At 61.9% G+C, this 12,908-nt stretch carries 12 protein-coding genes and 1 riboswitch; of the genes, 2 read left to right on the top strand and 10 right to left on the bottom strand.

Annotation, left to right across the window (positions count from 1 at the left end; all coding sequences use genetic code 11):
* Positions 1–11: 11 nt before the first annotated feature.
* The gene (locus PVV74_RS12115; RefSeq protein ID WP_103763968.1) at positions 12–941 is read right to left on the bottom strand and encodes a glycine--tRNA ligase subunit alpha; all 930 of its coding nucleotides are present in this window, start codon (positions 939–941) and stop codon (positions 12–14) included.
* Between the two features lie 164 nt (positions 942–1,105).
* Here PVV74_RS12115 and PVV74_RS12110 point away from each other — a divergent pair, with 164 nt between their 5' ends.
* Positions 1,106–2,878, top strand: coding sequence for a serine protease (locus tag PVV74_RS12110; RefSeq protein WP_103763969.1), 1,773 nt, complete (start codon positions 1,106–1,108; stop codon positions 2,876–2,878).
* Between the two features lie 168 nt (positions 2,879–3,046).
* Here the strand turns inward: PVV74_RS12110 and PVV74_RS12105 are convergent, their stop codons facing one another.
* The 7 genes from PVV74_RS12105 to metZ form a co-directional block, all read right to left on the bottom strand.
* On the bottom strand, positions 3,047–4,630 hold the full coding sequence (locus tag PVV74_RS12105) for a 5-guanidino-2-oxopentanoate decarboxylase (protein ID WP_103763970.1): 1,584 nt from the start codon (positions 4,628–4,630) through the stop codon (positions 3,047–3,049).
* On the bottom strand, positions 4,630–6,075 hold the full coding sequence (locus PVV74_RS12100; RefSeq protein ID WP_103763971.1) for a TrkH family potassium uptake protein: 1,446 nt from the start codon (positions 6,073–6,075) through the stop codon (positions 4,630–4,632). Before PVV74_RS12100 ends, PVV74_RS12105 begins: the two co-directional genes overlap by 1 nt.
* A gap of 90 nt (positions 6,076–6,165) precedes the next feature.
* Positions 6,166–6,378 carry a hypothetical protein gene (locus tag PVV74_RS12095; RefSeq protein WP_103763972.1) on the bottom strand — a complete coding sequence of 71 codons (213 nt, stop codon included), beginning with the start codon at positions 6,376–6,378 and terminating at the stop codon, positions 6,166–6,168.
* 456 nt (positions 6,379–6,834) lie between these two features.
* Positions 6,835–6,963 (bottom strand): hypothetical protein, encoded by a 129-nt coding sequence (locus PVV74_RS12090; RefSeq protein ID WP_274593384.1) that lies wholly within the window; start codon positions 6,961–6,963, stop codon positions 6,835–6,837.
* A 237-nt stretch (positions 6,964–7,200) separates the two neighbouring features.
* Positions 7,201–7,818: a hypothetical protein gene (locus tag PVV74_RS12085; RefSeq protein ID WP_274593383.1), complete on the bottom strand. Its 618-nt coding sequence runs from the start codon at positions 7,816–7,818 to the stop codon at positions 7,201–7,203.
* Between the two features lie 170 nt (positions 7,819–7,988).
* On the bottom strand, positions 7,989–9,089 hold the full coding sequence (gene folE2 / locus PVV74_RS12080) for a GTP cyclohydrolase FolE2 (protein ID WP_274593382.1): 1,101 nt from the start codon (positions 9,087–9,089) through the stop codon (positions 7,989–7,991).
* Positions 9,090–9,186: 97 nt separating this feature from the next.
* Complete coding sequence (metZ, locus tag PVV74_RS12075) at positions 9,187–10,377, bottom strand: O-succinylhomoserine sulfhydrylase (RefSeq protein ID WP_274593381.1); 1,191 nt, start codon at positions 10,375–10,377, stop codon at positions 9,187–9,189.
* A gap of 60 nt (positions 10,378–10,437) precedes the next feature.
* Positions 10,438–10,516: riboswitch (SAM riboswitch) on the bottom strand.
* Positions 10,517–10,666: 150 nt separating this feature from the next.
* Between metZ and PVV74_RS12070 the strand changes: the two genes are divergently transcribed.
* Positions 10,667–11,659, top strand: coding sequence for an alpha/beta hydrolase (locus PVV74_RS12070; RefSeq protein ID WP_274593380.1), 993 nt, complete (start codon positions 10,667–10,669; stop codon positions 11,657–11,659).
* Here PVV74_RS12070 and PVV74_RS12065 read toward each other — a convergent pair.
* Both PVV74_RS12065 and PVV74_RS12060 read right to left on the bottom strand, forming a co-directional pair.
* Positions 11,608–12,210 carry a hypothetical protein gene (locus PVV74_RS12065; protein WP_103763975.1) on the bottom strand — a complete coding sequence of 201 codons (603 nt, stop codon included), beginning with the start codon at positions 12,208–12,210 and terminating at the stop codon, positions 11,608–11,610. The genes PVV74_RS12070 and PVV74_RS12065 overlap by 52 nt on opposite strands.
* An 86-nt stretch (positions 12,211–12,296) precedes the next feature.
* Complete coding sequence (locus PVV74_RS12060; RefSeq protein ID WP_103763976.1) at positions 12,297–12,902, bottom strand: inner membrane-spanning protein YciB; 606 nt, start codon at positions 12,900–12,902, stop codon at positions 12,297–12,299.
* Positions 12,903–12,908 lie beyond the last annotated feature (6 nt).

Below are 12,908 nucleotides of genomic sequence, written 5' to 3'. Positions count from 1 at the left end.
CGCGCCCGTTCTTACGCAGCAAAACCGCCATCGGCGGTCAGCACGTAGGCATCGGCACATTTCTTGGCCAGCGCCCGGACACGCCCGATATATGCTTGACGCTCGGTGACGCTGATCACGCCCCGCGCGTCCAGCAGGTTGAAGATGTGACTGGCCTTGATGCACTGGTCGTACGCGGGCAAAGCCATGACGATCCGACGGCCGGTCTTGGGGTCTTGCTCCGGCTCACCCAGGATGCGGTCGCACTCGGCCTCTGCCTCGACGAAGTGGCGCAACAGCACATCCGTGTCCGCCACGTCGAAATTCCACCGCGCGAACTGCGCTTCGGCCTCCAGGAACACGTCACCATAGCTTAGCGCGATGGAGGCGTCGGGGTCGTTGAAGGGCATGTCCATCACATGGTCGACGCCCAGAACGTACATTGCCAGACGTTCCAGCCCGTAGGTCAGCTCGCCCGAGACCGGGTGACAATCATGCCCGCCCACCTGCTGGAAATAGGTGAACTGGCTCACTTCCATCCCGTCGCACCAGACTTCCCAGCCAAGGCCCCACGCGCCCAGCGTCGGGCTTTCCCAGTCATCCTCGACGAAGCGGATATCGTGCATCTCCATGTCGATGCCAATGGCTTCAAGACTGCCAAGGTACAGCGCCTGCAGGTCCGGCGGGCTGGGTTTGATCAGCACTTGATACTGGTAATAGTGCTGCAACCTGTTGGGGCTTTCGCCGTAGCGCCCGTCGGTGGGCCGACGTGACGGCTGCACATAGGCGGCTGCCCAGGCACGCGAGCCCAGAGACCGCAGCGTCGTGGCCGGGTGGAAGGTCCCTGCCCCCACTTCCATGTCATAGGGCTGCATCACGGCACAGCCTTGCGCAGCCCAGTAGGCCTGCAAACGCAGGATGATTTCCTGGAATGACCGCGGTTTACCGGTGCTGTCGCTCATGGAATGTCCTCCGGGTCGCCCCTCGTGATCTTCGGCTCTTCCCTACGGCGCTCTCACCCAAGGGTCAATTGCCCTGAAAGGCCATATTTTGGATGCATGCGCCCAAAGATTTGCTTAAAAGCGGGGAAGAGCAGAAACAACACCGAATTCGGCAAGGGACGTACATGTCGCGCATCTTTCTTACCCTCGCATTTCTGGCCGTCACCCTTGTGGCGCCGATCGCCGCCAAGGCGCAGGTTTTCATCCAGATCGAGGCGCAACCCAGCCTCTCGCGCGCCGAGGACAGTGCGCGCCGGTACGCGGGTCAGATGCAGGATGTTAACGGCTTTGCCCTGGGCGGCGGATGGTATGGTATCGCGCTCGGACCCTACACCGAAGAAGATGCCAACACGATCCTGCGCAACCTTCGATCGTCCCGCCTGATCCCGCGCGACAGCTACATTGCCGAAGGGGCCGAGTTCGGTCGCCAGTTCTGGCCAGTGGGGGCTAGCGTCCTGAACCGCCCGACACAGGATATCACCGAAGGCACCGGCACAAACAGCGCGACAGAGGGGGCCGAGCAGCAAACCACAACCGTCGATCCCCTGCCCCAGCCAGAGCCGGAGCCGGAGCCGTCCGACGAAACCGTGCGCGAGGCCCGCGCCAGTGAGGCGCTCTTGACCCGCGAAGAACGCGCTGCCTTGCAGGAAGCCCTGAAATGGGCCGGTTTTTACGGCGGCGCGATCGACGCCGCATTCGGTCGCGGCACACGCGGCTCGATGGCCCGCTGGCAGGAAGCAAACAATTTCGAAGCCACCGGCGTTCTGACCACCCGCCAACGCGCGGAGCTCTTCCGGCAGTATAACGCGGTCCTCGAAGGGCTGGACCTGCGGGTCGTGCGCGACACCGGGGCTGGCATATCGATGAAACTGCCAACCGGCGTCGTGGAATTCTCGAAATACGAGCCGCCCTTCGCTCATTACGAAGCCACCGGCGACATCGACGCAAAGGTCCTGCTTATCAGCCAAGCCGGCGACCGCGCCACGCTTGCCGGGCTTTACGATATCATGCAGACGCTGGAAATCGTGCCGCAGGACGGCCCGCGCAATCTGGACGGCGACTCCTTCACCCTGATCGGCGAGAACGCCTATACCATTTCACACACTCAAGCCTGGTTGCGTGACGGGCATATCAAGGGCTTCACCGTGGTCTGGCCCGCGGGCGACGAAGAGCGCCGCACCCGGATGCTTGGCGAAATGCAGGAAAGCTTCTCGCGCCTCGACACCGTGCTCGATCCAACCGCCGGCACCAACGACGTGCAAAGCATCGACCTTGTCGCGGGGCTGGAAATCCGCAAGCCCAAGATCTCTCGTTCGGGGTTCTACGTCGATCGTTCCGGAACGGTCGTCACCACGACCGAAGTGGTCGCATCCTGCGGGCGCATCACCCTTGACGAAACCATCGAAGCCGAAGTTCAGACAGCGAACGACGAAACCGGCATCGCAGTCCTGCGCCCGAGCACGCCGCTGGCTCCCTTGGGCGTTGCGGCCTTCCAGCAGAACATTCCCCGCCTGCAATCGGACGTGGCCGTCGCTGGCTATTCCTATGGAGGCGTTCTCGGCGCGCCGTCTGTCACCTTCGGACAGCTGGCCGATGTGCGGGGCCTGAACGGCGAACAAGAGATGAAGCGCCTTGCGCTGAACGCGCTGGATGGAGATGCCGGCGGGCCAGTCGTGGACGCGGGCGGTGCCGTTGTCGGGATGTTGCTGCCTGCCCGCGACAACAGTCGGCAATTGCCCGAAGGCGTCAGCTTTGCCGCCAATGCCGAGACGATCCGTCGGGTGCTGGAACAGGCTGGCATCACCCCTTCGGCCACCAACGGTAACGGCCAGATGCCGCCCGAAAGCCTCTCCGAGCGTGCTTCAGGAATGACCGTTCTGGTCAGCTGCTGGGAATAACCGAGGTAATACCGCCCGGCCCGGCTGCCCCAAATACATCGTCAGCTACAGCCCCTGCAACGATGTCAATTGAGTAAGGCAGCCAGGGTGCTTCGAGCATTTGCAGAATGATGCAAGCCAGCAGCCGCGCGTCGCTTTCATCGTTCGCGAAAGACTCGTGTCCTGCCCTCAGCCACCAATCCCGGCTTGAACGTGAATGAGCGTCGGTCGGTCCGCATCAAATGCCGCGCGCACCGCCGCACCCATGTCGTCAAGGCTACCGGGCTGGACAGCATGGGCGCCATAGGCTTTCGCCAGCGCACAGAAGTCCGGGTTTCGCGCGACCACCGCGTTGGGCGCGATCTGCGACCGGATCATCGCATCCTCGATCTCTTTCAGCTTGCCATTGTCCCACAGGATTATCGGCAACGGCAAGCCATGCTCGACGGCCGTTCCCAGCTCCTGCACGGTATACTGAAAGCCGCTGTCTCCGCAGATCGCGAGCGTCGGCTTTCCGTCCCGCGCGATGGCTCCACCGATCGCGGCGGGCATCCCGTATCCCAGCGTGCCGTATCCGAACGGGTGATGCCAATGGCCCGGCCGGTCCATCGGCCAGACTTCCTTGGCGGCATAGGCGAATTGCGTCATGTCGGAATAGATCATCGTCTCTGCCGGGCAGGCAGCGTGCAGCGCGTCGACCACCGGCACGATGCCGGGGCGTTCGGCTTCCACCTCGACCCTCCAGCGCGACTTTGTGGCCGCCACGACCGCCGCATCCCATTTCGGCTCGGCACGGTCAGGCAAGCTCTCTGCCAACGCCACCAGGAACGCATCTGCGTCGGACAGGATGCACAGCTCGGCCCGTGGATGCTCCAGCTCCACCGGATCGATATCCACTCGGATCATCCGTCCGGTATGGCCCAACTCGTCACGCCACAGGTCGATCTCGGACAGCTCGGACCCCACGACAAGCACCAGATCTGCCCGTGCCAATACCTCCGCGCTGTCCGGCCGCGCCAGGTAAGCCCCGAAATCGAGCGGCAGGTCGGCCCCGACGACACCGCGTCCCGCATAGGTTGTCATCGCCGCTGCGCCACTGCGCTCGACTACCGCCCGAGCCGCCGCGCCAGCCCCGACGCTGCCACCACCAAACAAGACCATCGGGCGTTTCGCCTCTTGCAAAGCCTCGGCCGCCGCCGCCACGTCCTCTTTCCGGGCCACGGGTCGCTTGGCGCGCGTCTCAACAGGGGCCGGCGCCGGGTCGGCCAGGCTGCCGCCCAAGGCGATCGGCACTTGCAGGTGCTTGGTGCGGGGCCGCGCGGTGGCGAACTCGTTGAACGCCCGCTCGACCAGGGCGTATGTAGCACCGGCCGACTTCGTCTCATGACTCCAGTCGCAGATGCAGCGCGCCGCGCCTTCCTGGTCGATCATCTGGTGCAACTGCCCGCGCCGCGCCGCCGTCTCGTCCAGGCAGCTTGAGATCACCAGCATCGGCACGCTGTCCGAATAGGCCTGCCCCATCGGCGTCATCGCATTGGTCAGGCCCGGGCCGGTAATGACGTAGGCCACACCCGGCTTGCCCGACGCACGAGCATAACCATCGGCCATGAACCCTGCGCCCTGTTCATGCCGGGCCAGCACATGACGGATGCCTGCTTCCTCGATGCCACGATACATCTCGACGTTATGCACCCCCGGAATGCCGAAGATCACGTCGACCCCACGGGCCTTCAGCATGTGCGAGATTTGTGCGCCAAGCGGTCGCTGAGTCATCAGGCCCTCCAGAAAGACAGTGTAAAAATTGCAAAGACGGCCAGAAGCTCCAGCCGTCCGACGAGCATCGCCGCGATAAGGATCCACTTCGCGGTGTCGTTGAGCGGCTGGAAGTTCCCCGAAGGCCCGATCACGTCCCCCAGCCCAGGGCCGATATTGGCCACCGCCGTCGCGGCCCCCGACACCGACGTGGTGAAATCCAGCCCCGTCATCCCAAGCGCCACGGCCACCAGCCCCAGCGTGACCACGAAGAACACGAAGAAGGACATGACCGACGTCAGAACGTCATCGGAAATCGGCCGACCGTCATAGCGCGGCGTGAACACGCCATGCGGCGAATAGATCCGCTGCAACTGCGCCCTTACCGAGGCGAACAGCAGCTGATACCGGAAGATCTTGATCGAACAGCTCGTCGACCCGGCGCAGCCTCCAATCAGGCCAATGAAAAAGAACAACGCGATCAGGAAGGTCCCCCACTCCATGTAATCCACGCTGGAATAGCCCGTGCCGCTGATGATCGAGGTGATGTTGAACGCCGCCTCACGCAGTGCCTGTTCTGGATTATGCGGAAAGATCGACATCAGGATGACGGCGGTGCCCACGATCAGGACACCGATGGTCATCAGGAAAGCCCTAATCTGGCTGTCCTTCAACAGCGCGTTGCTGCCGCTCAGCAATTGCACGTAACGCACGAAGGGCAGCGCCGCGAGGATCATGAACGCCGTCGCCACCCACTCCGCCGGCCCCTGAAAGGTACCGAAGGACGCGTCGTAGGACGAGAAGCCGCCTGTCGACACCGTCGTCAGCGCGTGCATGGTGGCGTCGAACGCGTTCATGCCCGTCATCATGTAGCAGGCCGTACAGGCCAGCGTCAGCCCGAGGTAGATCACGGAGATGCGCGAGGCGATCTCGGTCGCGCGCGGCAGGATTTTTCCCATCGTGTCGAACGCTTCCGAGCGGAAGATCTGCATCCCACCGACCCGCAATTCGGGCAGGAAAACCATCGCGACGATGACGATACCGATCCCGCCCAACCATTGCAGGATACCGCGCCACAGGTTCAGTCCCTTGGGCAGCGTATCCAGTCCCGACAAAACCGTCGAGCCAGTCGTCGTGAGGCCCGACATCGCCTCAAAAAATGCATCCACCAGGCTCGAATTGGTGGCCCCGAACATGAACGGTATCGCGCCGAAGATTGGCAGGATCACCCAGACCCCGGTCGTCAGAAGGAACGTCTGCTGGATGGTCAGGCCTTCGCGCACGCCGTTCTTGCACGACAGCGCCACAAGGCCACCGGTCAGGACAGTCAGGATTGCGCTTTCCGCGAAAACCTGCCAATGGCCGCGCCCTTCAGCGATATCCACCATCATGGGCAGGACCATCGCCAGGCCCAGCGCCATGACCGTCAGGCCAATCACATATCCAACCGGGCGAAAATCCACCATGGATCGAAGCCTTGGCTGCGGTTCTGGCCTATGTCAAGCCGCTCCGCGAGGACCCTGTAAGGAAGGGCCCTCGCGGGGCTGGAAAGGTCGTCAAGCGTAGAACAGATCTTGGAAGACGTGGCGCACGATATCTTCGCGCTTGATGCCCATCTCGGCCAGTTCTTCGTCGCTTTTTGCAGTCAGTTCCTCGATCAGGCCGCGGCGCGACATGATGCGCGCGTGCTGCTCAAACCGCTCCACGATGCCGTGGAACAAGCGGGTGAAAACGCCGCCGTGATCAAGATTGGTTGTGCTAGTCGCCATTTGGAAACCTCAAGAATGTTGCTTCGGTTTCCTCCCTGACACCAAGGTAGGCCAAACTATCGGTCAGCACCACTGCCATACCCGAAACCCCGGCTTGCAACTGATGCAACCCCGCAGGTTTCGACCCAACCGGCAGGACCACATCGGCCAACGTTGCATCCCGCGGGCTCAAGCCAAGTCCTTACTGCTATGTAGGAATTTCAGTAAAATAGCGTCTCGACGGACGGCAGTCGACACGTTTGGGCAACGTTGACGCCCCTTGCATCGATGGCCCGATGCCGCAAGAGCTTGGTTCCGACTCAAACCGCCCTCGGGAACAGATGCCCTTGCAGGCGTCCCGGAGGGCGGCTTCGTCGTCGGCCTGGGTTAAGGCCCTTACGTTCGCGATGGGTCAGTTCGCTTTGAAAGGCGCTGACAGGTGCTGGTCAGACATCCCGGTTCGGGAGCTTTTGGCGCTCAGGCCGCCCATTCGATCTGGGTCTTGCGCGTCATGGCCTGGGTCAGTTTTCTCAGTGTCTCGCGAACTTTGCGGAACAGGCGATTGAGACCATGTTGATAGTTAAGGTTGGTTGTGCTGGTAGCCATTTTGGAAACCTCGTGTGTTAATCTTTCAGTTTCCTCCCTGGTCAACAGGTATACCTGCAGACCAGAGGCAACCACTTTAAAAGTGGAAGCCCCGATTTGCATCCTGTGCAATGCTCCGCGATCCGGGCGCATTTTCGACGACCAAGGGAACACCGAAACAAGAAAGCGCGGCCACCGCTTCAGCAGTAGCCGCGCCTCTTCTGTCTTCGCGTCATTCGATCCGGCTGAAGCCGCGTCCTATGAATCCGCCGCCTTGTCGGGATTAGCGGAGCGTTCGGGCATCGCCGGCGGGGCCGAGGGCTTGCGCGGGCGCTTGGCGCCGCTGTTATTTTCTGTGCCAGTCTCGGGCTTCGGAAAGGTTGTCACGTTGCTCGCTTCGGGCTTTGCCGGGGCTTGGCTTGCTGTTTGCGAGTCTGGTGTCGCGGCCGGCGTCGGCTCAGATTTTGCTAGCGTGTCGACCGGCTTTGCTGGGGCCGGTTTGGTCGCCGGCTTCGAGGACGACCCGGCCACTGCCGGTTTTGCCGCCTTGGCAGCGGGTTTGGCAGCCGTCTTTGCGGCCGGTTTGGCCTCCGCCTTTGGCGCGGGCTTGGCCGTCGTCTTGGCCGCTGGTTTCGATGCGGTCTTCCTGGGTGCCGGCTTCGCCTTGGGTTTCGCCGCGGGTCGCGACTTGGCGGCCGGTTGCTCCCGCACCGGCCCCAGAGCCGGCAGATCAAATGCCAGACCCAGGAACTGGAGCTGCGATTCATAGGCGGCGCGTCCCAGCACCTGCATCACTCTCAGCTGCTTTTCCACGAAAATGCCGCTCAGCTGCAGGCCCATCAACGACGCCTTCAGCGGTGCCGAATACATATCCATTGCTCTATCCCGTTTTGGATCGCCCCCTGCGGGCAAGATTGCATAACAACCATACCAGCTTTGCACGCGCAGAAAAAGATATGCCGCACCGCAGCCAGCGTCGCGGCCGATTCCGGCGGGCTATTGCCAAAGGTTTCAGCACAAATTGCGCCGGATCGGCGCCGCGCGGGTTATCCGACGTGAAACAGCGTGGTGAACAGCTTAGGATCAAGGCTTTCGGACGCGAACGTGTCGCCTTGCGTCGTGATGCTGACCGCATCGTGGCTGTGCAGGCTTTCCTGGTGGCTGGCGATCACGCGAAAATCGCCAATCCGCGCGTCATTCAGAAACTGCTCGGAAAACAGCCGCGCCGCATCCTCCACGAAAATCGGGTTGGCCGCGTTCAGCTCGGCAAAGGCCTGCTCGTCCTCACGCTTGACCATCACCTGCGTCTCCGTCGCCACCGCCTTGCGGGCCAGCTCGATCAGGTCTTCGAACCACAGGCAATCCTCGCCGACCACCTCGACCGAAATTCGCGCCACCGACCGCTGGGAATGCGGCGTGGCCAGTTGCCCTCGCGCCTGTCGCGCGTGCTCGCTCAGTTCCAGTGAGCAGGGGCAGGTGGATGAGTATACATAATCCAGATGCATGAACTTGCGACGCACACCGTCATGCTCCACCAGCTCCATCGCGATGTCGTAATACTGGTAACCTTCCAGCCCCGACCGCAGCGACGTGATCTTCATCGGGAAGGAAAACCGCATCTGGATGCGCGCATCGATGCTGTCCAAGTCCGAAATGTAATCGTCGAGCGCCGTCTCGATCACCTCGAAACTGAAAGTCCGCTCGGCATGCTTGTAAAAGCTGCGCATGATGCGGGACATGTTGATGCCCTTCTTCTCGGCCTCCAGGCTGACCGAGCCGGTCACCGAGGTTTCGAGCGTCAGGTCACCGTCGTCACGGGTGTGGAAGCGGATCGGCAAACGGAAATTCGAAATTCCGACATGCTGCAATTGCTGCCGCGCCCCCTTGATCAGCGAGGACGGGCCGTTCTGCAAATCCGGCATGCTGGCCTTGTAGGCGGCGTCGGGTTTGAATTCTTCCGGATAGTCACGGCGCAACGTCGGATAGTTCGACACCTCGCCCTGCGGCAGAAGCCGGGCAATCGCCGGGTCGAGGTCGGCAACCTCCTCCGGCGTGGCCGTTTCCGCCCACGCACGCAATGTATCCAGCGCGGCCTTCGCCTCGGTGCGGTCCTTGACCTTCTTCATGTCAGAAGGGTGCACATTCATCGTCGGGTCCTCGCTCGCATCGGGCAGCATCATACTTATGCGTAAACACGGTAAATTACCACTAACACGTAAGATACGTCAGAAGCGCTGCCTTGGATCACTGTTCCGTCACTGCCTCCAGTGCCTGCATCACGTCGGCAATCAGGTCCTCAGCGTCCTCCAACCCGACGCTCAGCCGGATCAGACCCGGCGTAATGCCCAGTGCGTCCTTCTGCGCGTCCGACAGCCGCTGGTGCGTCGTCGTTGCCGGATGGGTGGCGATGGATTTCGCGTCGCCGAGGTTGTTCGAGATCACGACGATCTCCAGCGCGTTCAGAAATTGGAACGCCGCCGCCTGTCCGCCCTTGATCTCCAGCGCGAGAACCGTGCCGCCCTTGCCCATCTGGCGCTCGACCAGCTCATGCTGCGCGTGGCTGGCGTGCCCGGGATAGAGCACGCGCTCAAGCCTCGCATGTCCCTGCAGCGCATCGGCGATGGCCAATGCGTTGTCGGCCTGTGCTCGCACTCGCAGGTCGATCGTCTCCAACCCTTTCAGCATCAGCCACGCGGTAAACGGCGACATCGACCCGCCGGTATGCTTCATGTAAGGCTCGATCGTCTTGCGGATATACTCCTCGGTCCCGAGGATCACACCGCCCAGCGCACGGCCCTGCCCGTCGATATGCTTGGTCGCGGAATAGACCACCACGTCGGCACCCTGTTCCAGTGCCCTCGAAAAAACCGGCGTGGCAAAGACGTTGTCGGCTACCACCTTGGCGCCGACGGCATGGGCGATCTCGGCCACTGCCGACACGTCCACCACCTCCAGCGTCGGGTTTGCGATGGTCTCGAAGAACACCACCTTGGTGTCCTCACGCACTGCGGCCCGCCACGCGTCAAGGTCCGTGCCATCGACGAAAGTCACTTCGACACCATAGCGCGTCAGGATCTCTTCCAGCACATAGAGGCACGAGCCAAAAAGCGCCTGCGCCGAAACAACATGATCCCCGGCTTTCAGCATCGAAATCAGCGCGCCGCTCACCGCAGCCATGCCACTCGCTGTGGCAAAGGCGGCCTCTGCGCCTTCCAGCGCCGCGATTCGGTCCTCGAACATCGCCACGGTCGGGTTCCCGTAGCGGGCATAGATGAACTCGTCATCACCGGCCTGCACGAACCGCGCCTCCGCGGCCTCCGCGCTGTCATAGACGAAGCCCTGCGTCAGGAATATCGCCTCGCTCACCTCGCCGTACTGGCTGCGCCGCGTACCGCCATGCACCAGCTTGGTGCGTCTGTTCCAATCGTTTTTCATCATCGACCTCCGGGCGATCCGCCCCAAAAAAATAAAGTCCCCAAGCCGGTCAAGCGAAAGGGGACTTTCATCCTGACCTCTTTAGCGGAGATGTTTAACGTGGCCCGCAATCCGGTAACAAATCGCCACAAACAATGATGTATGCCCACCGGCGACTCGCGTCAACAGCTAGCTCTAACGCTGCGGTGTGCCCTCTGGGTACCGTCACGGTGCTGTAACTCAAACTTCAAGCAAGCGTCATATGGCTGGAGTACTGCCAGCCTACAAGATGTAGTTAAAAGGGTCGAAGATGCCGCTCTTGCAGATCGACGCCACGCCATTTGGTCCTTGCCTTCATGGTGCCTCGCAGCCGCTTCTGCCCACCCTGCGCCGCGCGCTCGTCCGTCCCGGCCCGGTCATCATCATGACACACGGGTTCAAATTTGAACCAGGCCATCCCAACGCCTGTCCGCACAACCATATCCTGTCGCTCGATCCGAAACACCGCACATGGAAAGCCAAAAGTTGGCCGCGCGGTCTGGGATACGGCGCAGGCGAGCGTGACGAAGGACTCGCGATCGGATTCGGCTGGTCCGGGCGCGGCACCATCTGGAACGCCTACAAGCAGGCCGAAGAGGCTGGCCTTTGCCTTGCCGACCTTGTGTCGATGATACGACAGGTCGCTCCCGACCGTCAGGTTCACCTTGTCGCGCATTCTCTGGGCGCGCGCGTGGTCCTTGGTGCCCTGCCCCACGTCCCAGCCCGCGCGGTCGCCCGCGTTCTTTTGCTGAACGGTGCCGAATACGGCGCCGCCGCACGGGCCGCAATCGAAAGCGCCGCAGGCTGTGCCGCCGAGATCATCAATGTCACGACTCGCGAGAACGACCTGTTCGATTTCCTGCTGGAACGGCTGATCTCGGCCCCCGAACACGGCGACCGCAGCCTGGCGCAGTCCCTGCCGCAGCGGCCCAACACGCTCACCGTACAACTCGATCATCCCAACACGCTGCCGTCGCTGGAGCAGGCCGGGTTCCATGTCGCGCCGGGACGGGCGCGCTTTTACTGTCACTGGTCAACCTATCTGCGCGACGGGCTGTTCGACTTCTACCGCGCCCTGCTGCGCCAGCCCGAACATCATAGCTTGGCCCGCTTGCGCACGTTGCTTCCCGATATTCAAGATCCGCGCTGGTCGCGCGTCCTGCCCTGGCCCAGACCGGGGATGGCAATTATCCCGTTTTTGTCCCGCCAGCCTCAGGCGAGGCTGTCTTCGGGCGGAATCACAAGCAGCACGATGAACCAGTAAGCCGCGTGGACGAGAAACGCCGCGATCATCATCGCCGACATCCACACCACCAGTGACCCGGTCGCGATCAAGGCTTCGTTCACACACAGGAAAACCAGTGCGAAACAGGCATTGACCCGCAAGAGCGAAACAGGCCGCCCCTCGGTCACGCTGTGCATCATCCGCGCCATGACCTCCCGCTCGCGCCGGACGCCCATCAGCATCACCAGAAGCACGAAAACGCAAGCACCGGACAACAGGCGCTGGCTGAACAGCGGATCGTTGATACCCAGTTGTAGCGCCGACAACGCGGTGACAATCAGCACAGGCCAGACCATCTTGGCGCGGTTCCCATCGTTCAGGTGACAGGCGGCGTTTGGCAGGCTGCGCCAGACCGCATGGGCTTGCGCCAACACGAGAACCAGAACGAAAACCCGGTCCTCCGGCATCCCCGTCGCGTTGAGCCCGATCCAGAGTATCAGCATGATCACGAGTGGAAGAAGCGTTTCTGCCCGCATCGGCGGAATAGAGGCGAAAGCGTCCCGGACGCGGGAAATCACGGCATATGTCATGGTCCTTGCGTGACGCACCATTGGGGCGAAAGTTTGACCCGTGCCGCGGATCGCACGCGGCACAGTCCCATAGGCAACAGAATCGGTCAGGGCTTACCGCTGTCGTCCGTTCCATGCTCGGCGATCAGCTTGCCCTGCATCATGAAAAACACGAACATCGCCGCCATCAGGCCGAAGGTCTTGAAATAAACCCAGGTTTCCTCGCTCTGCGTGCGCCAGACCAGTTCGTTCAGTGCCGCCATCGCGAAAAAGAAGATCGTGATCCGCTTGGTCAGGATCATCCAGCCCGTGCCCGTCAGCGGCATCAGCCCGTCCATCACGTATTGTAGATAGGACCGCCCGCGCAGAAGCCCGATGCCCAGAACCGTGCCGAAAAACAGGTAGATGATCGTCGGTTTCATCTGGAAGAACTTCGGATCGTTCAGCCACACGGTCAGCCCGCCGAACACGACGACCAGCACCGCCGTCAGGATTTGCATCTTCGACAGGTGCCCCGTCAACCTCCACATCAGCGCGGTACAGATCAGCAGCACGGGGATGAAGACCGCCGTGATGACGATGAACCCTTCGTATTCCGTGCCGCCGATGGTGAACAAACGGTCCTTCAGCAGCAGATATGCCACGAAGAATCCAAGCACCGGGCCAAATTCCAACACCGCCTTCAGTTTGCCATTCGTGTTCTTGTCATCCATCGACTC

This window comes from Roseovarius sp. SK2 (genome assembly GCF_028807495.1).
Lineage (GTDB): Bacteria > Pseudomonadota > Alphaproteobacteria > Rhodobacterales > Rhodobacteraceae > Roseovarius > Roseovarius confluentis.
Note: the sequence above shows the minus strand (reverse complement) of the source record. Positions and strands in the feature narration are given on the sequence as shown.

Excerpts from the sequence above, each read along its gene's own strand:
- PVV74_RS12110 (WP_103763969.1), top strand. The coding sequence starts at position 1,106 with ATGTCGCGCATCTTTCTTACCCTCGCATTTCTGGCCGTCACCCTTGTG.
- PVV74_RS12105 (WP_103763970.1), bottom strand. The coding sequence starts at position 4,630 with ATGACTCAGCGACCGCTTGGCGCACAAATCTCGCACATGCTGAAGGCC.
- PVV74_RS12095 (WP_103763972.1), bottom strand. The coding sequence starts at position 6,378 with ATGGCGACTAGCACAACCAATCTTGATCACGGCGGCGTTTTCACCCGC.
- PVV74_RS12090 (WP_274593384.1), bottom strand. The coding sequence starts at position 6,963 with ATGGCTACCAGCACAACCAACCTTAACTATCAACATGGTCTCAATCGC.
- PVV74_RS12085 (WP_274593383.1), bottom strand. The coding sequence starts at position 7,818 with ATGGATATGTATTCGGCACCGCTGAAGGCGTCGTTGATGGGCCTGCAG.
- PVV74_RS12100 (WP_103763971.1), bottom strand. The coding sequence starts at position 6,075 with ATGGTGGATTTTCGCCCGGTTGGATATGTGATTGGCCTGACGGTCATG.
- metZ (WP_274593381.1), bottom strand. The coding sequence starts at position 10,377 with ATGAAAAACGATTGGAACAGACGCACCAAGCTGGTGCATGGCGGTACG.
- PVV74_RS12115 (WP_103763968.1), bottom strand. The coding sequence starts at position 941 with ATGAGCGACAGCACCGGTAAACCGCGGTCATTCCAGGAAATCATCCTG.
- PVV74_RS12070 (WP_274593380.1), top strand. The coding sequence starts at position 10,667 with ATGCCGCTCTTGCAGATCGACGCCACGCCATTTGGTCCTTGCCTTCAT.
- PVV74_RS12060 (WP_103763976.1), bottom strand. The coding sequence starts at position 12,902 with ATGGATGACAAGAACACGAATGGCAAACTGAAGGCGGTGTTGGAATTT.
- PVV74_RS12065 (WP_103763975.1), bottom strand. The coding sequence starts at position 12,210 with ATGACATATGCCGTGATTTCCCGCGTCCGGGACGCTTTCGCCTCTATT.
- folE2 (WP_274593382.1), bottom strand. The coding sequence starts at position 9,089 with ATGAATGTGCACCCTTCTGACATGAAGAAGGTCAAGGACCGCACCGAG.